Source organism: Nostoc sp. PA-18-2419, from assembly GCF_005869855.1.
Lineage (GTDB): Bacteria > Cyanobacteriota > Cyanobacteriia > Cyanobacteriales > Nostocaceae > Nostoc.
The window spans coordinates 74506-89062 of sequence record NZ_SZNH01000025.1 but is presented as its reverse complement, the minus strand read 5'-3'; the positions used below and the strand labels follow the sequence as shown (position 1 = coordinate 89062).

The window sequence follows — 14557 nt, the reverse complement described above, 5'->3', positions numbered from 1 at the left end:
AAATTTGCTGATTCACAATCTGAGTTAAAAGTTGATTTAGTGCCTCATGTGTTGTAACTTTTGCTGCTCGCAAACAGTGCTTCAGTTTTGACCAGCATAATTCAATTGGAGATAAGTCAGGTGAGTAAGGAGGTAAAAAGACAAGACGTGCGCCAACTGCTTCAATTGAGTCTTGAATCACCGCAGCAGTATGTACTGATAAATTATCCATCACCACAATTGCTCCAATCCATAATTGTGGTGCTAGAATCTCTCGCACGTAAGTTACAAAGACATCAGTGTTAACACTACCGGAAATACTCATGGTCGCAATTAGTCCATCCAAACTTAAAGCTCCGATAAAAGATATATTTTGTCCTCGATTGCGGGGACATGAATCATGCAATCGCTCACCACTTTTTGCACGTCCATACAGTCGCGTCATTCCTAACTTCAAACCGGATTCATCTACAAACACCAAATTATGTGGGTCTACACCCAAAACCCAATCTCGATACTCAAAACGCATTTGATTTACTCGTTGACTATCTTGCTCGCTAGCATATAGTGTTTTTTTTAGTGGTCAAATTCAGCCTTTGAACTGCTCGGTGCATAGTCGCAACACTGACTTCAATACCACTTTTGGCTGCAAAACTAGAGCATAACTCTTCAAGTATTGCGTCTGGTTGCCGATCAACTAACTGCTCAACTACTGGTAAATTGCTAGTCCTGATTTTAGCGATCGCGCCACCTCCATGAGGCAAAGGTGTCACTTGTCCTGTATCTCGATAGCGACGAATTAACCTTTTAATGAAGGATAAGCTCACTTTAAAGCGTTTAGCCAGTTGGCGTTGTGACCCTTGTTGGGCTTCATAAGCATCTATCACACGTTGGCGTAAATCAGTTGAGTAAGGAGCAGGCATAACTATGAGTATTTTTGCTGCCTCTCCAGTTNAACTAACTGCTCAACTACTGGTAAATTGCTAGTCCTGATTTTAGCGATCGCGCCACCTCCATGAGGCAAAGGTGTCACTTGTCCTGTATCTCGATAGCGACGAATTAACCTTTTAATGAAGGATAAGCTCACTTTAAAGCGTTTAGCCAGTTGGCGTTGTGACCCTTGTTGGGCTTCATAAGCATCTATCACACGTTGGCGTAAATCAGTTGAGTAAGGAGCAGGCATAACTATGAGTATTTTTGCTGCCTCTCCAGTTTACTAAATTTGTGGTCTATTCAATTGAAAAACGCTGTAAACTATGGACTGTTGACTAGAATTTTCTACGTTTAGAAGTTCTAGTTTGCTAACTTCGGAGTTTCCGCCCAAGCAAGGCATAGTTGTCGGAAATGGTCACCCCGCACCTCAAAATTCGGGTACTGGTCAAAACTGGCGCAAGCAGGAGATAGCAACACTACAGATGTTTGATATTGTTTGGCTAATTCCGCAGATCTGGGGATTGCCCTTTCCATAGTTTCCACAATCTCGTAAGTATAATAGCCTACTTCTTGCAACCGTTGGGCAAATGTGGGTGCAGCAGAGCCAATTAATAATACAGCAGCAGCTTTGCTTTGAATTTGTGCTAGCCAAGCACTATCATCACCTGCTTTCGCTTCTCCACCAGCAATTAAAATCGCTGGACTGTTCACCGATGTCAAGCCAACTTCGGCAGCATCATAGTTGGTAGCTTTGCTATCGTTAATAAAATCAACGCCTTCCCAAGTGCAGATATATTCTAAACGATGGGCAACTCCAGGAAATTCACTAATTGCACGAGCGATCGCTTCACGATTAATTCCCGCCAACCGCGCTGCTGCTACTGCCATCAATAGATTTTGCTGGTTATGTTCTCCCACCATCCGCAAAGCAGATACTTTCACAATCCGTTCTGGTACAGAGGTGGCAGTTAACTTTTCTACAACCCAGCCATCTTCAATGTAAAAGCCTTGTTCGCTAATCAGAAAATCTTTTCCTTTGACACTTGTCCAATAAGCATTTGGCCAAGCACTCAAACCTAGCTTGCTCAAGTAAGCATCATCGCCATTAAATACTTGTAACTCAGACTGGCGTAATAACTTGGCTTTGATGTTGTAATAATTCTCTAAAGTTTTATGCCGCGCCAGATGGTCTGGTGTGAAAGTCGTCCAAACACCGATACGAGGTGCAACAGACGTTGATGATTCTATTTGATAGCTGCTAATTTCAGCAATTATCCAATCGAGTGAAGAAGACGCAAAGACTGGAAGAGGCTCTGACGCAGGGAAAGAACCAGACGCAAAGACAGGGAGACGTACTGAAGCAGTTGCAGTGCTAGACGCCACTTGCTTGATACCGGAAGACCCGTCCACCGCAGTGGCTTTGGTTTGTGTCGGTTGCGTTAGCGACAAAGGAGCCTCACTGCCGAACCCATTCGCTCTTAGCGTTCCTGAAGGGTAGGGTGACGTGGAGAAAGAATTCTCCGTGTTCCCGCGTCTGTTCCAAGACAGAGCGACTTCGCAGGCGGCGTAACCGATGTTACCACAAGCAGGTGCATTCAAGCCTGCTGCCTGGAAAATCGCAGCAATTAAAGCTGTGGTAGTAGTTTTGCCGTTAGTGCCAGTAATTCCTACCCAAGGTAGCAAGCGTAAATATCGCCAAGCGAGTTCCATTTCCCCAATGGTTTCAATACCTAATTGGCGTGCATGATTTAATACAGGAATATCCCAAGGTACGCCGGGACTGACGACTATTAATTCCGGTAAATCAGCACCATTCAATTCCGGGGATTGACCTAATTTAACGATTATTTGTTCGGCAGCGAGTTCTTGTTGTTGGAGGAGGGTTTCGGAGGTGTTGCGTTCAGCTAAGGTCTTAGCGCTAGCGGAATCGCTTAGCTCCACCTCCCAACCTTCCCGTTTCAACAATCTCGCCGCAGCAACACCGGACTTTCCCAATCCAATTACATGAGCTTTGGACATAGATTGCAGCAGAGGTCCCTGGTTAAGCACTCCCTATACTAACGTTTATTGGCAAAAATTACACAACTTTTTGTTGATCTACGCTACAGATTTTTGACAATTGCCCCGAAATCAGCTAAAACCCGGGCATGATTGCGAACTAATCCCAGCAGATGTAATCGATTACGCTTGATTTCTGGATCGGGATCCATTACTAAAACGCTATCCGCGCCATCAAAAAAGTTACTAACACTCGGAGCAATTTTTGCTAGGGCTGCTACTAACAGTTGATAATTTCTAGTCTGTTGTGCCGCTTGAGTTTCTGGTACTAAATCAACTAAGGCATTATATAAAACTACCTCAGAAGGCTTTTGGAATAGTTCTTTTTGAATTATGGCTGTTGGTTGTAGCTGTATGGGATCCAAATCACCGAATGAGGCTAAGCGTGTGGAACGGTTAACGGTTTCGTAGATACTATTTAAAGTACCATTGTTGCGAATTTCTTGCAGATATAAGGCGCGATCGCGGACATCTAACAAATCCTTTAATGCCCGTTCGGTATATTCTGGATCGTTTTCTCCTAAAACTGCATTTACTAAGTCATAATCAATCTGTTTTTCCTCTTGCAACAAAGTACGAATACGTTGTAAGAAAAACTCTTGTAATGCTGCCGTTAATGATGTCAAATCTTTGTGGTATTTAGCTGTAAAGTCTGTTGCTATTTGCAGGAGTAAATCATCTAAATTTATTGCTAAATTAGCAAACCAGGTAATTTTCACCACTGCATTGGCAGCACGCCGCAAAGCAAAGGGATCGGAAGAACCAGAAGGAATTAAACCTAAACCAAAGATACTTACTAAAGTATCTAATCTATCTGCTAAACCAACAATTTGACCTGTGAGTGTTTCCGGTAAAATGTCACCAGCTCCTGTTGGTAAGTAATGTTGAAAAATTGCCTTTGCTACTTCACTATCTTCACCACTGGCCAAGGCATATTTTTCTCCCATGATGCCTTGCAATTCGGGGAATTCAAATACCATTTGGGTGACCAAATCTGCTTTGCATAATAAAGCAGCACGGTGGATTTTTTCGCTTTGATTTGCTCCTAACCTTAATTGGTTAGTTATTTGCTCGGCAATCTTTACTACTCTATCTACTTTGATACGTAAAGAACCCAATTCTTCTTGAAAAGTGACTGTTTCTAATTTGGGTAAAAAGCTTTCCAAAGGCTTAGTTAAATCAGTTTCGTAAAAAAATCTGCCATCAGCTAATCTGGCACGAATTACTCTTTCATTCCCCACAGCAACAATATCTGATTTTTGGGGATCTGCGTTAGAAATGGTGATGAAATTTGGCAGTAATTCTTGTTGAAGGCTACCTGATTTGAATATAGGAAAATAACGCTGATGAGTTACCATCACTTCTGTAACTACCTCGGTTGGTAATTCCAAAAATTCTGGTTCAAATTTCCCAACAACTGCGGAAGGATATTCTACCAAGTGAGTTACTTCTTCTAATAAATCAGGGTAAATTACTGTATATCCACCTAAATTTTCGGCTAATGTATTTACTTGCTCTGTGATTAAATTTGCTCGTTCTTCTGGGTCTACGGTAACGCAGGCTTCTTTGAGGGTGGTAAGATAATCCGCAGCCTGGGCAATTGTCACAGCTTCAGGATGTAAGATGCGATGACCTTGGGTCAGGCGATCGCTATGAATTGTTTCAGAACCATTCACCAATTCTAAAGGCAGCACCTTATCATCTAGCAAAGCTATCAACCAGCGAATTGGTCGCGAAAACCTGGCATCTCCATCACCCCAACGCATCAACCGCTTACCTTCCAAACCCCAAATCCACTGGGGAACAAGTTCTGTCAGAATTTCTGCCACAGGACGACCAGGAATTCTTTTTTGCACAAACACAAAATCCCCTTTATCAGTCGGGCGAACCGACAGCGCCTCGACTTCCACGCCTTGCTTTTTGGCAAAGCCTATTGCTGCTGGTGTCGGCTGACCATCTTTAAAAGCAGCACTAGCAGGAGGCCCTTTAATTTCTTCTTCCCGGTTTGGTTGCTGGGATGGTAGACCTTTAATCAATACCGCCAAACGCCGAGGAGTACCGAACACTTCGACATCGCCCTTGAGGCTGTTTGCTGTCAAACTTTGGGGAATACGCTCTTGCCATTGCAATAAAGCATTACTGAGAAAGCTTGCAGGTAGTTCTTCTGTACCAACTTCTAATAAAAACGTCAAATCTGCTGATTGAGTAATGTTTTTGGCTTTAATCATCTATTTAATACACAAAAAATACACAATATTCATCAAGACAAGTGTGTAGCAATATTTAATAAGTATATTTTGATACTAAAATGCTATACAGCTTTTGCACCACTGAAATTATATAACTCATAGATATATAGACGGGCTAAAAAAGCGGCGTTGCTGAATTATAGCGGTTCTCGTTTGGATGAAATATGTTTCAACCCTACCCCCAACCCCTAAGAGCGAGGTCTTATGGGAGCAAACGCTCTTTGGGCTGATGACGTAGTGCAAGGAAGTGATGGCGCTATAAAATTCCCTCCAAGTGTAAAAACTGAGGGGAATTCTCACAGGGATAGCTCAAGTCCAAGAGGCAGAAAGCAGAAGGCAGCTATGCTGGAGGAACCCACTCTTAAAAAGGTGGGATTTAGACTGTAGACGTTCTCTTACAAAGTTCAGATCACCGGAGACCAGCGCTCCGACTTTGCGCTTTATACCGAGCTGTGCCCCGCTACGCTAACGCTGCAAGCAGTCTCGGTATAATTATGAATTTAAACTGGGCTTTAAACCAGCAACTTTTGTTTTAATTGATACTCTCAACCTCCTGCCTCCTGCCTTTCTTGGTAATTGCTAGCTTTCGGAAGTTTCCTGAGAGAACTTTTTATGAATAGTTCTTGTAGATTCTCCATCAGCAGCTACCGTGATCAGATAGTCCATTAAACCATCCGAAAAGGGAAGACGTAAGTGGAAAGTACCATCGGGTTTGATTTTGATGGTATTACCACCAATGGCTACGGTTGTATTTGGTTCGGTTGCTCCATGAATAATTAACTCAGCATCTGCGACAAACCAAAAATCTCCGTGAGGACGACTGAAGACACGAATATTAGCTGAACGCGCTATGGGTAGCCAACGATCGCCATCTGTAACATAGCCAATTTCAGCCATATAATCACGATCGCTCACAGGAATTGCCACAAAGCGATCGCTTGCCACTTCTTCACATTCATACTGCTGTACAAGCTGGGGAGTTTGATAACTCAGGTCAATTTGTGTAACATCATACACTCGTATCGCTAAGTGAGAAGCACCTTGTTGTCGCAGCACTTGCTTTTGATTTGGGGAAATGTACCAGGAGACATAAGCCCATTTGGGAGTACGGGGTGTAAAGACAATAGCGCTTTCTGGTTCTGCATCTACCAAGCCATTATCTGTTTGGCTGACTGCGGCTAAATCTTCTGGGAGCGGATCTGGCTCGATCGGATTGAAAACACGCACAATTGCTGAACGCGCTATAGCAAGCCAGCGTTCGCCTTTAGCAATATAGCCAATTTCAGCTATGTAGTCGCGATCGCTTGCGGGAATATCTAGGCTCTTAGTGAATAATTCTTCACTTTCGTACTGCTCTAGAAGCCGCGGAGTTTGATAACTCAGGTCAATGCCTGTTACATCATACAGCCGCACTAACAATTGAGAGATGCCTTGTTCTTGCAGTGCTGATTTTTTGGTTTCAGAAATCTCCCAAGAGATATCAGCCCATCCCTGAGTGCGCTGTGTCAGCATAATCGTGCTGTGTTCTTCTGCATCACCTAAGTTATTAGTATCTTCTGGAACTGGCTCTTGACCCACAGGGCTGAAAATACGCACAATTGCTGAACGCGCTATCCCAAACCAGCGTTCACCTTCAGCAAGATAGCCAATTTCAGCTATATAGTCGCGATCGCTTGCGGGAATATCTACGCTCTTAGTGAGTAATTCTTCACTTTCGTACTGCTCTACAAGCTGGGGAGTTTGATCACTCAAGTCAATGCCAGTCACATCATACAGCCGCACTATCAATTGAGAAATGCCTTGTTGTCGCAGTGCTGACTTTTGGCTTTCGGAAATCTCCCAAAAGATATTAGCCGACTTATAACTGCGCGGTGTCAGCACAATTGTGTTGTGTTCTTCTGTATGAGCTGTTTGGCTGACAGGTAAATCTTCCACAACCGGATCTGGCTTGGCAGGACTGAAGAAGCGCACAATTGCTGAACGGACTATAGCAAACCAGTGTTCGTCTTCAGCAAGATAGCCAATTTCGGCTATGTAATCGCGATCGCTTGCGGGAATATTTACGCTTTTAGTGAGTAATTCTTCACTTTCATACTGCTCTACAAGTCGGGGAGCTTGATAACTCAAATCAATGCCAGTCACATCATATAGCCGGACTATCAATTGAGAAACGCCTTGTTTTCGCAGCGCCCACTTTTGGCTTTCAGAAATTTCCCAAGAGATATCAGCCGATGTCTGAGTGCGCGGTGTCAGCACAATCGTGCTGTGTTCTACTGTATGATCTGTTTGACTCACAGGAAAATCTTCCACAACCGGATCTGGCTTGGCAGGACTGAAGAAGCGCACAATTGCTGAATGGGCAATGGGAAACCAGCGTTCGCCTTCAGCAAGATAGCCAATTTCAGCTATATAGTCGCGATCGCTTGCCGGAATATCTACGCTCTTAGTGAGTAATTCTTCACTTTCGTACTCTTGTACAAGCTGGGGAGTTTGATAACTCAGGTCAATACCAGTCACATCATACAACCGCACTAGCAATTGAGAAACACCTTGTTTTCGCAGCGCTGACTTTTGGCTTTCGGAAATCTCCCAAGAGATGTCAGCCGATGTCTGAGTGCGCGGTGTCAGCACAATCGTACTGTGTTCTTCTGCATTTACTAAACCATTAGCTGTTGCGCCTGCTATCGGTGCATTGTCAACGGTACTAGCCCAAGCTCCAATTCCTGCTCCAGCTGCCACAGCAACAGCATCAGCTGGGGATTCTGACTCTAGCGAATCTATAGGGGGTTCGGCTGCATCTGCTACCACATTCAAGGCATCTTCTGGCAATTCTGGTAATTCGAGTAGTGATGCTGTTTGTGCGTCAGGTATTTCATCCGCTACTACGTTGCCGGATTCGGGTAAGACTGTATCTTCAGTTGAGGTGATACTTTCTAGCCATTCTAATTCTGCCTGGAGTTCTTCTGGCGTCACATCTTCGGTAAGTTCTGTGTCCCAATATTCAAAGTTAGAAGTGACTTTTGGCACATCTGGTAACTCAGGCAGTGGGGTTGTCTCTTCATCAGATAAAGGCAATTCTCCATCAGATGTTTCTTCTGGAATATTACCTAACTGAGGATATGGAGTATTTACAACAGCCGCAGGAGCTTCTATATCCCATGCTACTTCACTGGACTCTGGATGAGAATTTTCAGTATTATTATTTATTTCATTCATCTCATCCTTGGGGTCTGTTTCTTTGTCAGCAAAGGTAGACCAAGTAGCTGTCCCTATTCCTGTTGCCAGAGCAGTACCACCCATTAATGCTGCGGCTCCTAAATTATTCTCTGAGCCATGAGCTACGCTTGAGCTTGTGCCATTAGTTGGCTGTTTTAGAGTACCATTCTCTGTGAAGTTAGATGATTGACCATAAATTTGAAAAGGAGTGCGCTCGGGAGTTTCCGGTTCTGGCAACTCAACGTTAGTACTAGGATTGCTCGCAGTTTCTAGATTGTCTGTGCTGGGTGGATAAGGATTTGGTTGTGGTAAGTCATTTGTTTTCTGTGACAAGGATGGTCGTCTGCCCAAAAACCACCAAAGTAAGATTCCGCCTACAGCAGTGACGAACAAAGGTAAGAGCAACCAAAATGGTGTTTCTTTATTGACAATTGGAGCCGTTTGTGGTTTTGCAGGAGCCACAAATGGCTGTTCGCCAAATACAGAAGTAGTTGCACTGGGAGAAGCTGTAGTAGCCGATGTCGTTTCTTTGCTGGGGGAGGCTGTAAGAGCTGATTGTGATACGCTGGCTGCTACAGCCTCAGCTTCAGTGACTCTAGCTTGTTCTATAGCCTGCTGTCCTACTGGTGCAAGGGTAAAACCGAGAAAAGCTGCTGCACCTAAGCTGGGATTTTTTTTGTAAACGTAAACTAATGGTTGCGAAAAGGGATATTTGGCATCGTCTGGCAAGGTTTGATGTAATTGCAGAACTCGCACACCTTGTAACTTCGACACCTGATTAGCTAGCACGTAGCTGATGCCATCTTTACCCAGGTCTTTGACGATTTCGGCGGTATTGTCCTGAGTTAGTTGAGTCGCAGTCGAGCCTGTAGCAAATTTAGCTGTTTTGAAGGCTGGATAATCACGAAAAGTATCGCGAGTATCGCTCGTTTGCGGGCGATCGATTACCCGAATCTTAGCGCTAGGGCCGCCCAATTGCGACCAATTTGTAATTTGTCCCCGGAATATTCGGGCGAATTGCTTACTAGTCAAACTTTGCTTGAAAGGATTCTCTGCACCAACCACGATCGCAATTTTTTCACGGCGCAGGCGGACTTGCTCGAGTCCTAGCGCTTTTTCTGCTGGGGTTAAACCACGACCCATTGCTGCGATATCAATTTTGCCATCTAGCAAATCTCTCAGCGCCCGCTCGACACCATTAGCAGCAATTTCAACCTTTGTGCCCGAAAACTGTTTTTCAAAACTGTCTTTAAGGCTTTGGTTAATTACAGTTAAGCTACTTGAACCATCAATTCGCACTGTCGTTCCATTTTCCACTGTTTGCGGCAATGGGAAAGACGGAGTTTGGGGTGCAGATTGCGCCAGCAGCATAGGTGCTGAAACTACTACACTTGCTGCCATTGGGGTCGTAGCTAAGGCAACCCATAATACCAGCTTGACTATCAAAGTATCTTTTTTTTGTTGTTGCCACATATGCCTGTTCTTAAACTAAAAAATAGAAAGCCTGCCAGCTTTAATCACGATCTTTTTATGGATTATGCAGGAGACGCGCTAATTATACATCTCTGTTATATTTCTTATCATTTATTGTAAATATTTGTGTCGATATATACTTCGCTTGAATTTAACTATTTCTATTTTTCTAGAGAGAATTTAGTTAAGTAAAATTTTTTAATAGTAGTTATTTTTTATACTTTGATTAAATCTTGTCCAATGATACCCAAGCTGGGAAAATTAGCTAAATAATCAAAATAGTATAAACACTTAGTAAATATATTGTATAGTATAAAATTTAAGTTTAATTTAAATATTATAGAAGTTATAGTGTTTATATTTTTTATGTTGAAACTGCTAGGTATGAGGGAACAAAATGTACATAAAAAAACAGCTCTAACAACTACGGGTTGGATAATATTAGAAATCATCACAGTTTTGCTACTGCTGTGTATCAAGGAATTATTGTTTGATATCATGGCAAGAAATGATATCGACGCTCTGCCTTTAGCAAGGCAGTTTGCAGACCACAACTGGGTTCCAGGAGATTGGTCTGTTAATCAACCAGCCGTTTATCGAGTATTGTTTCAAACTTTATTTGGCTGGCTGATAGCAAGTTGGGGATTTCTGGCTAGTTCAATAATCGGGCGATTATTTTGCTACACGCTGATAGCTTGGGCACTAGTACTCATAGGGCGAAAACTGGGATTGAATTTGTCTTTACTGATGTTGGCAGTTGCAATGTTTTTCTTTGATAAACAAGGTGTTGCTGCTGGGGAAAGGATCGTAGGAGTACTAGAAACGAAGATATTTGCTTATGCTATGGTTTTGTTTGCGATCGCCTTCATGCTCAGGAAACGTTATCGCTTGATGGCTTTTCTATTAGGGCTAGCAACTTCATTCCATGTTCTAGTAGGTGGCTATACAACTTTATTTGTTGCAGCTTGGCTGATTTTAAAACGAAAAACCCATTTTCCTAGTATGCGGGAGCTTGGGTTTATTGTTCCGCTATACCTGATAGGAAGTATATTTGGCCTAAAAGCGATACTCGGAGAATTGTCCAGTTCAACTCCTGCAAGCCCGATCTCGCCTACATATATATATGTCTTTCTCAGGATGCCCTATCACTTGAATCCCTTGTCTTGGCCTGCATATTGGTGGATAGTTCCGATATTTTACCTGATGATGCTTGTGGGCAGTGCTGGCATCCTTTGGTTCCATCGTCCCACTCAAGGACTACCCGAACAGTTTGAAGAATACGAAGCTCGTAGAGGGTTGTTTGAGTTTACACTAATCAGTCTAGTCCCCTTTTTACTGGGAGTAGTTATCGCTCCATTCGACTCTCAAGGAACCTTGCTACAGTATTATCTTTTCCGTGTGGGCGATGTGATGCTGCACCTCAACGCTTGCCTATTGTTTGTCTGTGCTTTGGATCGTATCTTCTCAAGTAGAAAACAACAAAGAGTGCTGATACTGATATGTGGTTTGCTAGTGAGTATAAGCATTGTCAAGGCATTTCCTAGTTTTGAGAAAAATTTTTACTCCACACTTAATTTTCCTGACGAAGTGCAGGAAGTAGACTCTCAATGGAAAGATATGGCTGCTTGGATACGAAAAAATACGCCAAAAAATGCCACATTCGTATCTCCACCGGTTGAACATAGCAACTTCATCTGGTTGACAGAGCGTCCAACCATTGCCAAATATAAGTTAATGGCTCAAACTAAAGCGGCAACATTAGAGTGGTTTTCACGTATGCGTGACTTGAGTGGTAATTTTAATGGGGTCGATCCATTAACTCAGTTTAGTGAAAAACTACTTACAGAGGGCTACAACAACTTGACCATCGATCAGGCTAAGGCGCTAATAGTGAAATATCACGCTTCCTATTTTGTAACTCACATTCAACATCGGTTAGATCTGCCAGTTGCTTACCGTAACAAATCCTACGTTCTGTATGCAAAACAACAAGATTAGAACTACTAAGGGATTTCCAGTTTTAACTGTTGCATTCTTTTTTTAATTAGTATTAGTTTGATTGAGATAACAATGACAATGTGGTTTATCAATTAGCGATTCCACCAAAGCATTCAGCGCAGTTGCAGCTAAAGCACCGCCTCCCAAAGTTCCTTCAACTGTAATGAAAGGTATTCGTTGTTGCATCAGTTGTCGCTTGGCTGCGGGAGCGTGGCTAAAGCCGATGGGCATTGCAATTACGAGTGCAGGCTGAATTTTTTGATTAGCGATCGCCAAAGAAACTTGTAGAAGCACCGAGGGAGCATAACCAACTATCAGTACACAACCTGGAGTTACTTGTTGCAATTTTTGTCGCCATTCTTGCTGCTGCCAAAAGGCAAGCTCTGCCTCTGTAGCAGTAGTAATATGAGGATTATCAATCAAAGTTTCAATGCGACATCCCAAGTGAAATAATCGAGTTTTATCCAAAGCAGCAGCCACCGTTTGGGTATCGACAACTATTTGACAGCTTGCAGATAAAGCTTCTCGACTAGCTGCGATCGCATCTCGGCTCAACTTAACAAAAGACACCAAGCTGACATCGCCACAAGCCAAAACCAACTGAGAAATTAAGTGTTGTTCGATTTCTGAACGGTGAGATAAATCAGGTAATAAAAGTTGTAGCGATTCCGAAAAAGCCTCAGAGTGCCTATGAATTTCGGCATCCAAACCACTCCACAATTTTTCCAGTCCCCCCAATCCGGCTTGGGTTTCCACATCGAGTAACTTCAGTTTTGCTAAGACTTGTGCCTGCATAATTTGACAATGGCGATCGCGTCCTAATAATCCTTCTAATGCTGATGCAGTTTGCCGCAGTTGGGAAATTTGTTGCATTACAGCTCGATATTGCTGTTGAAGTTGCACCATCAAGTTTTGATTTGTGTCGGCTTCTGGTTCCACTTCCAAAATGTGACGAATGTGATTTAGCTGAAACCCCTGTTGCTTGAGTGCCACAATTCGTTGCAACCGCAGCACATCTTTTTGGGTGTAGAGACGGTAATTGCTAGGCGATCGTACTGGTTGCGGTAGGAGTCCTAATTGATGGTAATGTCGCACCATGCGCGGAGTCAAACCGCCACCAACTGCATCGGTAAGTTCTTTGATGGTTAAGGTTAAGCAACCAGCATTCATAACTTATTTCAACTAAAAAACACTCCAAAACCATCGGTAAACATCTAACTGTGCGTACCTTTACGTTTCAAAATCATTATATACCTTGACATTAACATCAATGTCAAGGTTTAGCGTGAGAATATCCCTGTTAATTCAACTCTTATGCTTTACCCACAGTGTTTTACCCAATTCACCAGAAAACACGCAAATATCTTAGCAGCCCTAGTTTATGGTTTACTGTTATTTCTGGGATGGTTCGCCTTGCATCTTGGTGCTTTGGAATTGGCGCTACTGTTGCTACCTGCTGTTGACCTCATTGGTGGTTTTATAGGTATAGCAATGGGAGGAGCAGGTAGCAATGTGGCATTGGAAACCGCAGATATAGTGAGACAAGTTAGAAAAAATTACTGTGGCGATACATTTGGGCAGGCGATCGCAACTTATGGTCAAACAAAATATAGTCGTAGCATTGGGTTTTATTGTGTTGCTTTTAGTGGGCAACTTTCTAGGAAATATTAACTTACCAATAGGCGTTATTGGCCATGAAGGTTCTACAGTTTTAGTTACCTTGAATGGTCTAAGATTGCTAAAATAAACTATTTCTTTGGCAACTGAATATGAACGTGAATATTAAATATTTACTGTATATATTGAAACAGGAGAAGTAAAATCGATGAAAATTCGTCAGGTATGAAAAATTAGATTAATTTTTTGTTTCAAACTTACAAATGAAAAAGAATAAAGTATAAGATAACACGCAAATATCAGTATAATATCAGCCTATTTACCTCTTCATCTCATCTCTCTAATTGTCCAATTCGCTTGATTTGTAGCAAGTTCCAATCATCTTCAGAATAGGGCGTGCTAAACCAGGCATCTAATATTTCTTTGGCGATCGCTTCTGTAGTTGCACGTAAACTTAATACTAGGACATTGGCATGATTCCAGATGCGGGCACCGCGTGCCGTTTCAGCATCATGGCACAAAGCAGCACGTATTCCACAGACTTTGTTAGCAGCAATAGATGCACCAGTACCAGTCCAACAAAAAACAATCCCCTCATCTACTTTCTGGGTTGCTACTGCTAAAGCAACTTTACTACTACTGATAGGCCAATCAACTTCTGGATTATTCTCCGCTAGTGAACCGAAGGGTATAACTTCGTACCCACGTCGCTTAAGTTCTTCGAGTATTATGTCGGTAAGGTTAGTGCGTTCATCACTGCCAATAGCGATTCTCATCCCTTCCCCTCTCAAAGTAGTCTGCCTATTGTCTCATCTTACGATAAGTAGAGACAATTTTCTGCATAGCGATGCACCCATGAAGAGATCGCCACAACCTAATTTACTCTTATCTGTAGCAATTGCAGGAATGGGAAAAATCCCTGTTCCCGCAGCGCTTAGTAAAGAAGTTTGGAGCAAAGGTTTACTTCACTCCAACTTTTTGCAAAATAGAGAAAGTAGTGTATTCTTGGCAACTACCATCAAGTGATATGAAAA

Annotated in this window: 10 protein-coding genes and 2 pseudogenes; 3 read left to right on the top strand and 9 right to left on the bottom strand. The window is 42.7% G+C overall.

The window, feature by feature from the left end; translation table 11 throughout:
- The 7 genes and pseudogenes from FCR06_RS22600 to FCR06_RS22570 form a co-directional block, all read right to left on the bottom strand.
- The coding region (locus tag FCR06_RS22600; protein ID WP_138503706.1) for an IS630 family transposase at positions 1 to 508 on the bottom strand (508 nt) is incomplete at its 3' end.
- Between the two features lie 28 nt (positions 509 to 536).
- Complete coding sequence (locus FCR06_RS22595) at positions 537 to 902, bottom strand: helix-turn-helix domain-containing protein (protein ID WP_138503704.1); 366 nt, start codon at positions 900 to 902, stop codon at positions 537 to 539.
- Positions 903 to 904: 2 nt separating this feature from the next.
- Positions 905 to 1162, bottom strand: coding sequence for a helix-turn-helix domain-containing protein (locus tag FCR06_RS33740; RefSeq protein ID WP_223280243.1), 258 nt, complete (start codon positions 1160 to 1162; stop codon positions 905 to 907).
- 110 nt (positions 1163 to 1272) lie between these two features.
- Positions 1273 to 2931 carry a UDP-N-acetylmuramoyl-L-alanine--D-glutamate ligase gene (murD, locus tag FCR06_RS33735; RefSeq protein WP_223280242.1) on the bottom strand — a complete coding sequence of 553 codons (1659 nt, stop codon included), beginning with the start codon at positions 2929 to 2931 and terminating at the stop codon, positions 1273 to 1275.
- 83 nt (positions 2932 to 3014) lie between these two features.
- Positions 3015 to 5198 carry a glycine--tRNA ligase subunit beta gene (gene glyS / locus FCR06_RS22575; protein WP_138503702.1) on the bottom strand — a complete coding sequence of 728 codons (2184 nt, stop codon included), beginning with the start codon at positions 5196 to 5198 and terminating at the stop codon, positions 3015 to 3017.
- A gap of 600 nt (positions 5199 to 5798) precedes the next feature.
- Positions 5799 to 6731: a DUF4912 domain-containing protein gene (locus FCR06_RS34870; RefSeq protein WP_411268016.1), complete on the bottom strand. Its 933-nt coding sequence runs from the start codon at positions 6729 to 6731 to the stop codon at positions 5799 to 5801.
- Positions 6732 to 6809: 78 nt separating this feature from the next.
- Positions 6810 to 9806, bottom strand: a pseudogene (locus FCR06_RS22570) (DUF4912 domain-containing protein); the annotation flags it as partial.
- 486 nt (positions 9807 to 10292) lie between these two features.
- Between FCR06_RS22570 and FCR06_RS22565 the strand changes: the two are divergent.
- Positions 10293 to 11906, top strand: a complete 1614-nt coding sequence (locus FCR06_RS22565) for a DUF6798 domain-containing protein (protein ID WP_138503698.1) — start codon at positions 10293 to 10295, stop codon at positions 11904 to 11906.
- A gap of 42 nt (positions 11907 to 11948) precedes the next feature.
- Here the strand turns inward: FCR06_RS22565 and FCR06_RS22560 are convergent, their stop codons facing one another.
- A complete protein-coding gene (locus FCR06_RS22560) occupies positions 11949 to 13076 on the bottom strand; it encodes a precorrin-8X methylmutase (protein ID WP_138503697.1) in 1128 nt (375 codons plus the stop codon).
- 309 nt (positions 13077 to 13385) lie between these two features.
- Between FCR06_RS22560 and FCR06_RS22555 the strand changes: the two are divergent.
- A pseudogene (locus FCR06_RS22555) lies at positions 13386 to 13653 on the top strand (heavy metal translocating P-type ATPase); the annotation flags it as partial.
- A 202-nt stretch (positions 13654 to 13855) separates the two neighbouring features.
- On the opposite strand, the gene FCR06_RS22550 reads toward FCR06_RS22555, so the two are convergent.
- Positions 13856 to 14299 carry an RpiB/LacA/LacB family sugar-phosphate isomerase gene (locus tag FCR06_RS22550; protein WP_138503695.1) on the bottom strand — a complete coding sequence of 148 codons (444 nt, stop codon included), beginning with the start codon at positions 14297 to 14299 and terminating at the stop codon, positions 13856 to 13858.
- Between the two features lie 79 nt (positions 14300 to 14378).
- Here FCR06_RS22550 and FCR06_RS32905 point away from each other — a divergent pair, with 79 nt between their 5' ends.
- Complete coding sequence (locus tag FCR06_RS32905) at positions 14379 to 14549, top strand: hypothetical protein (RefSeq protein WP_189523533.1); 171 nt, start codon at positions 14379 to 14381, stop codon at positions 14547 to 14549.
- Positions 14550 to 14557 lie beyond the last annotated feature (8 nt).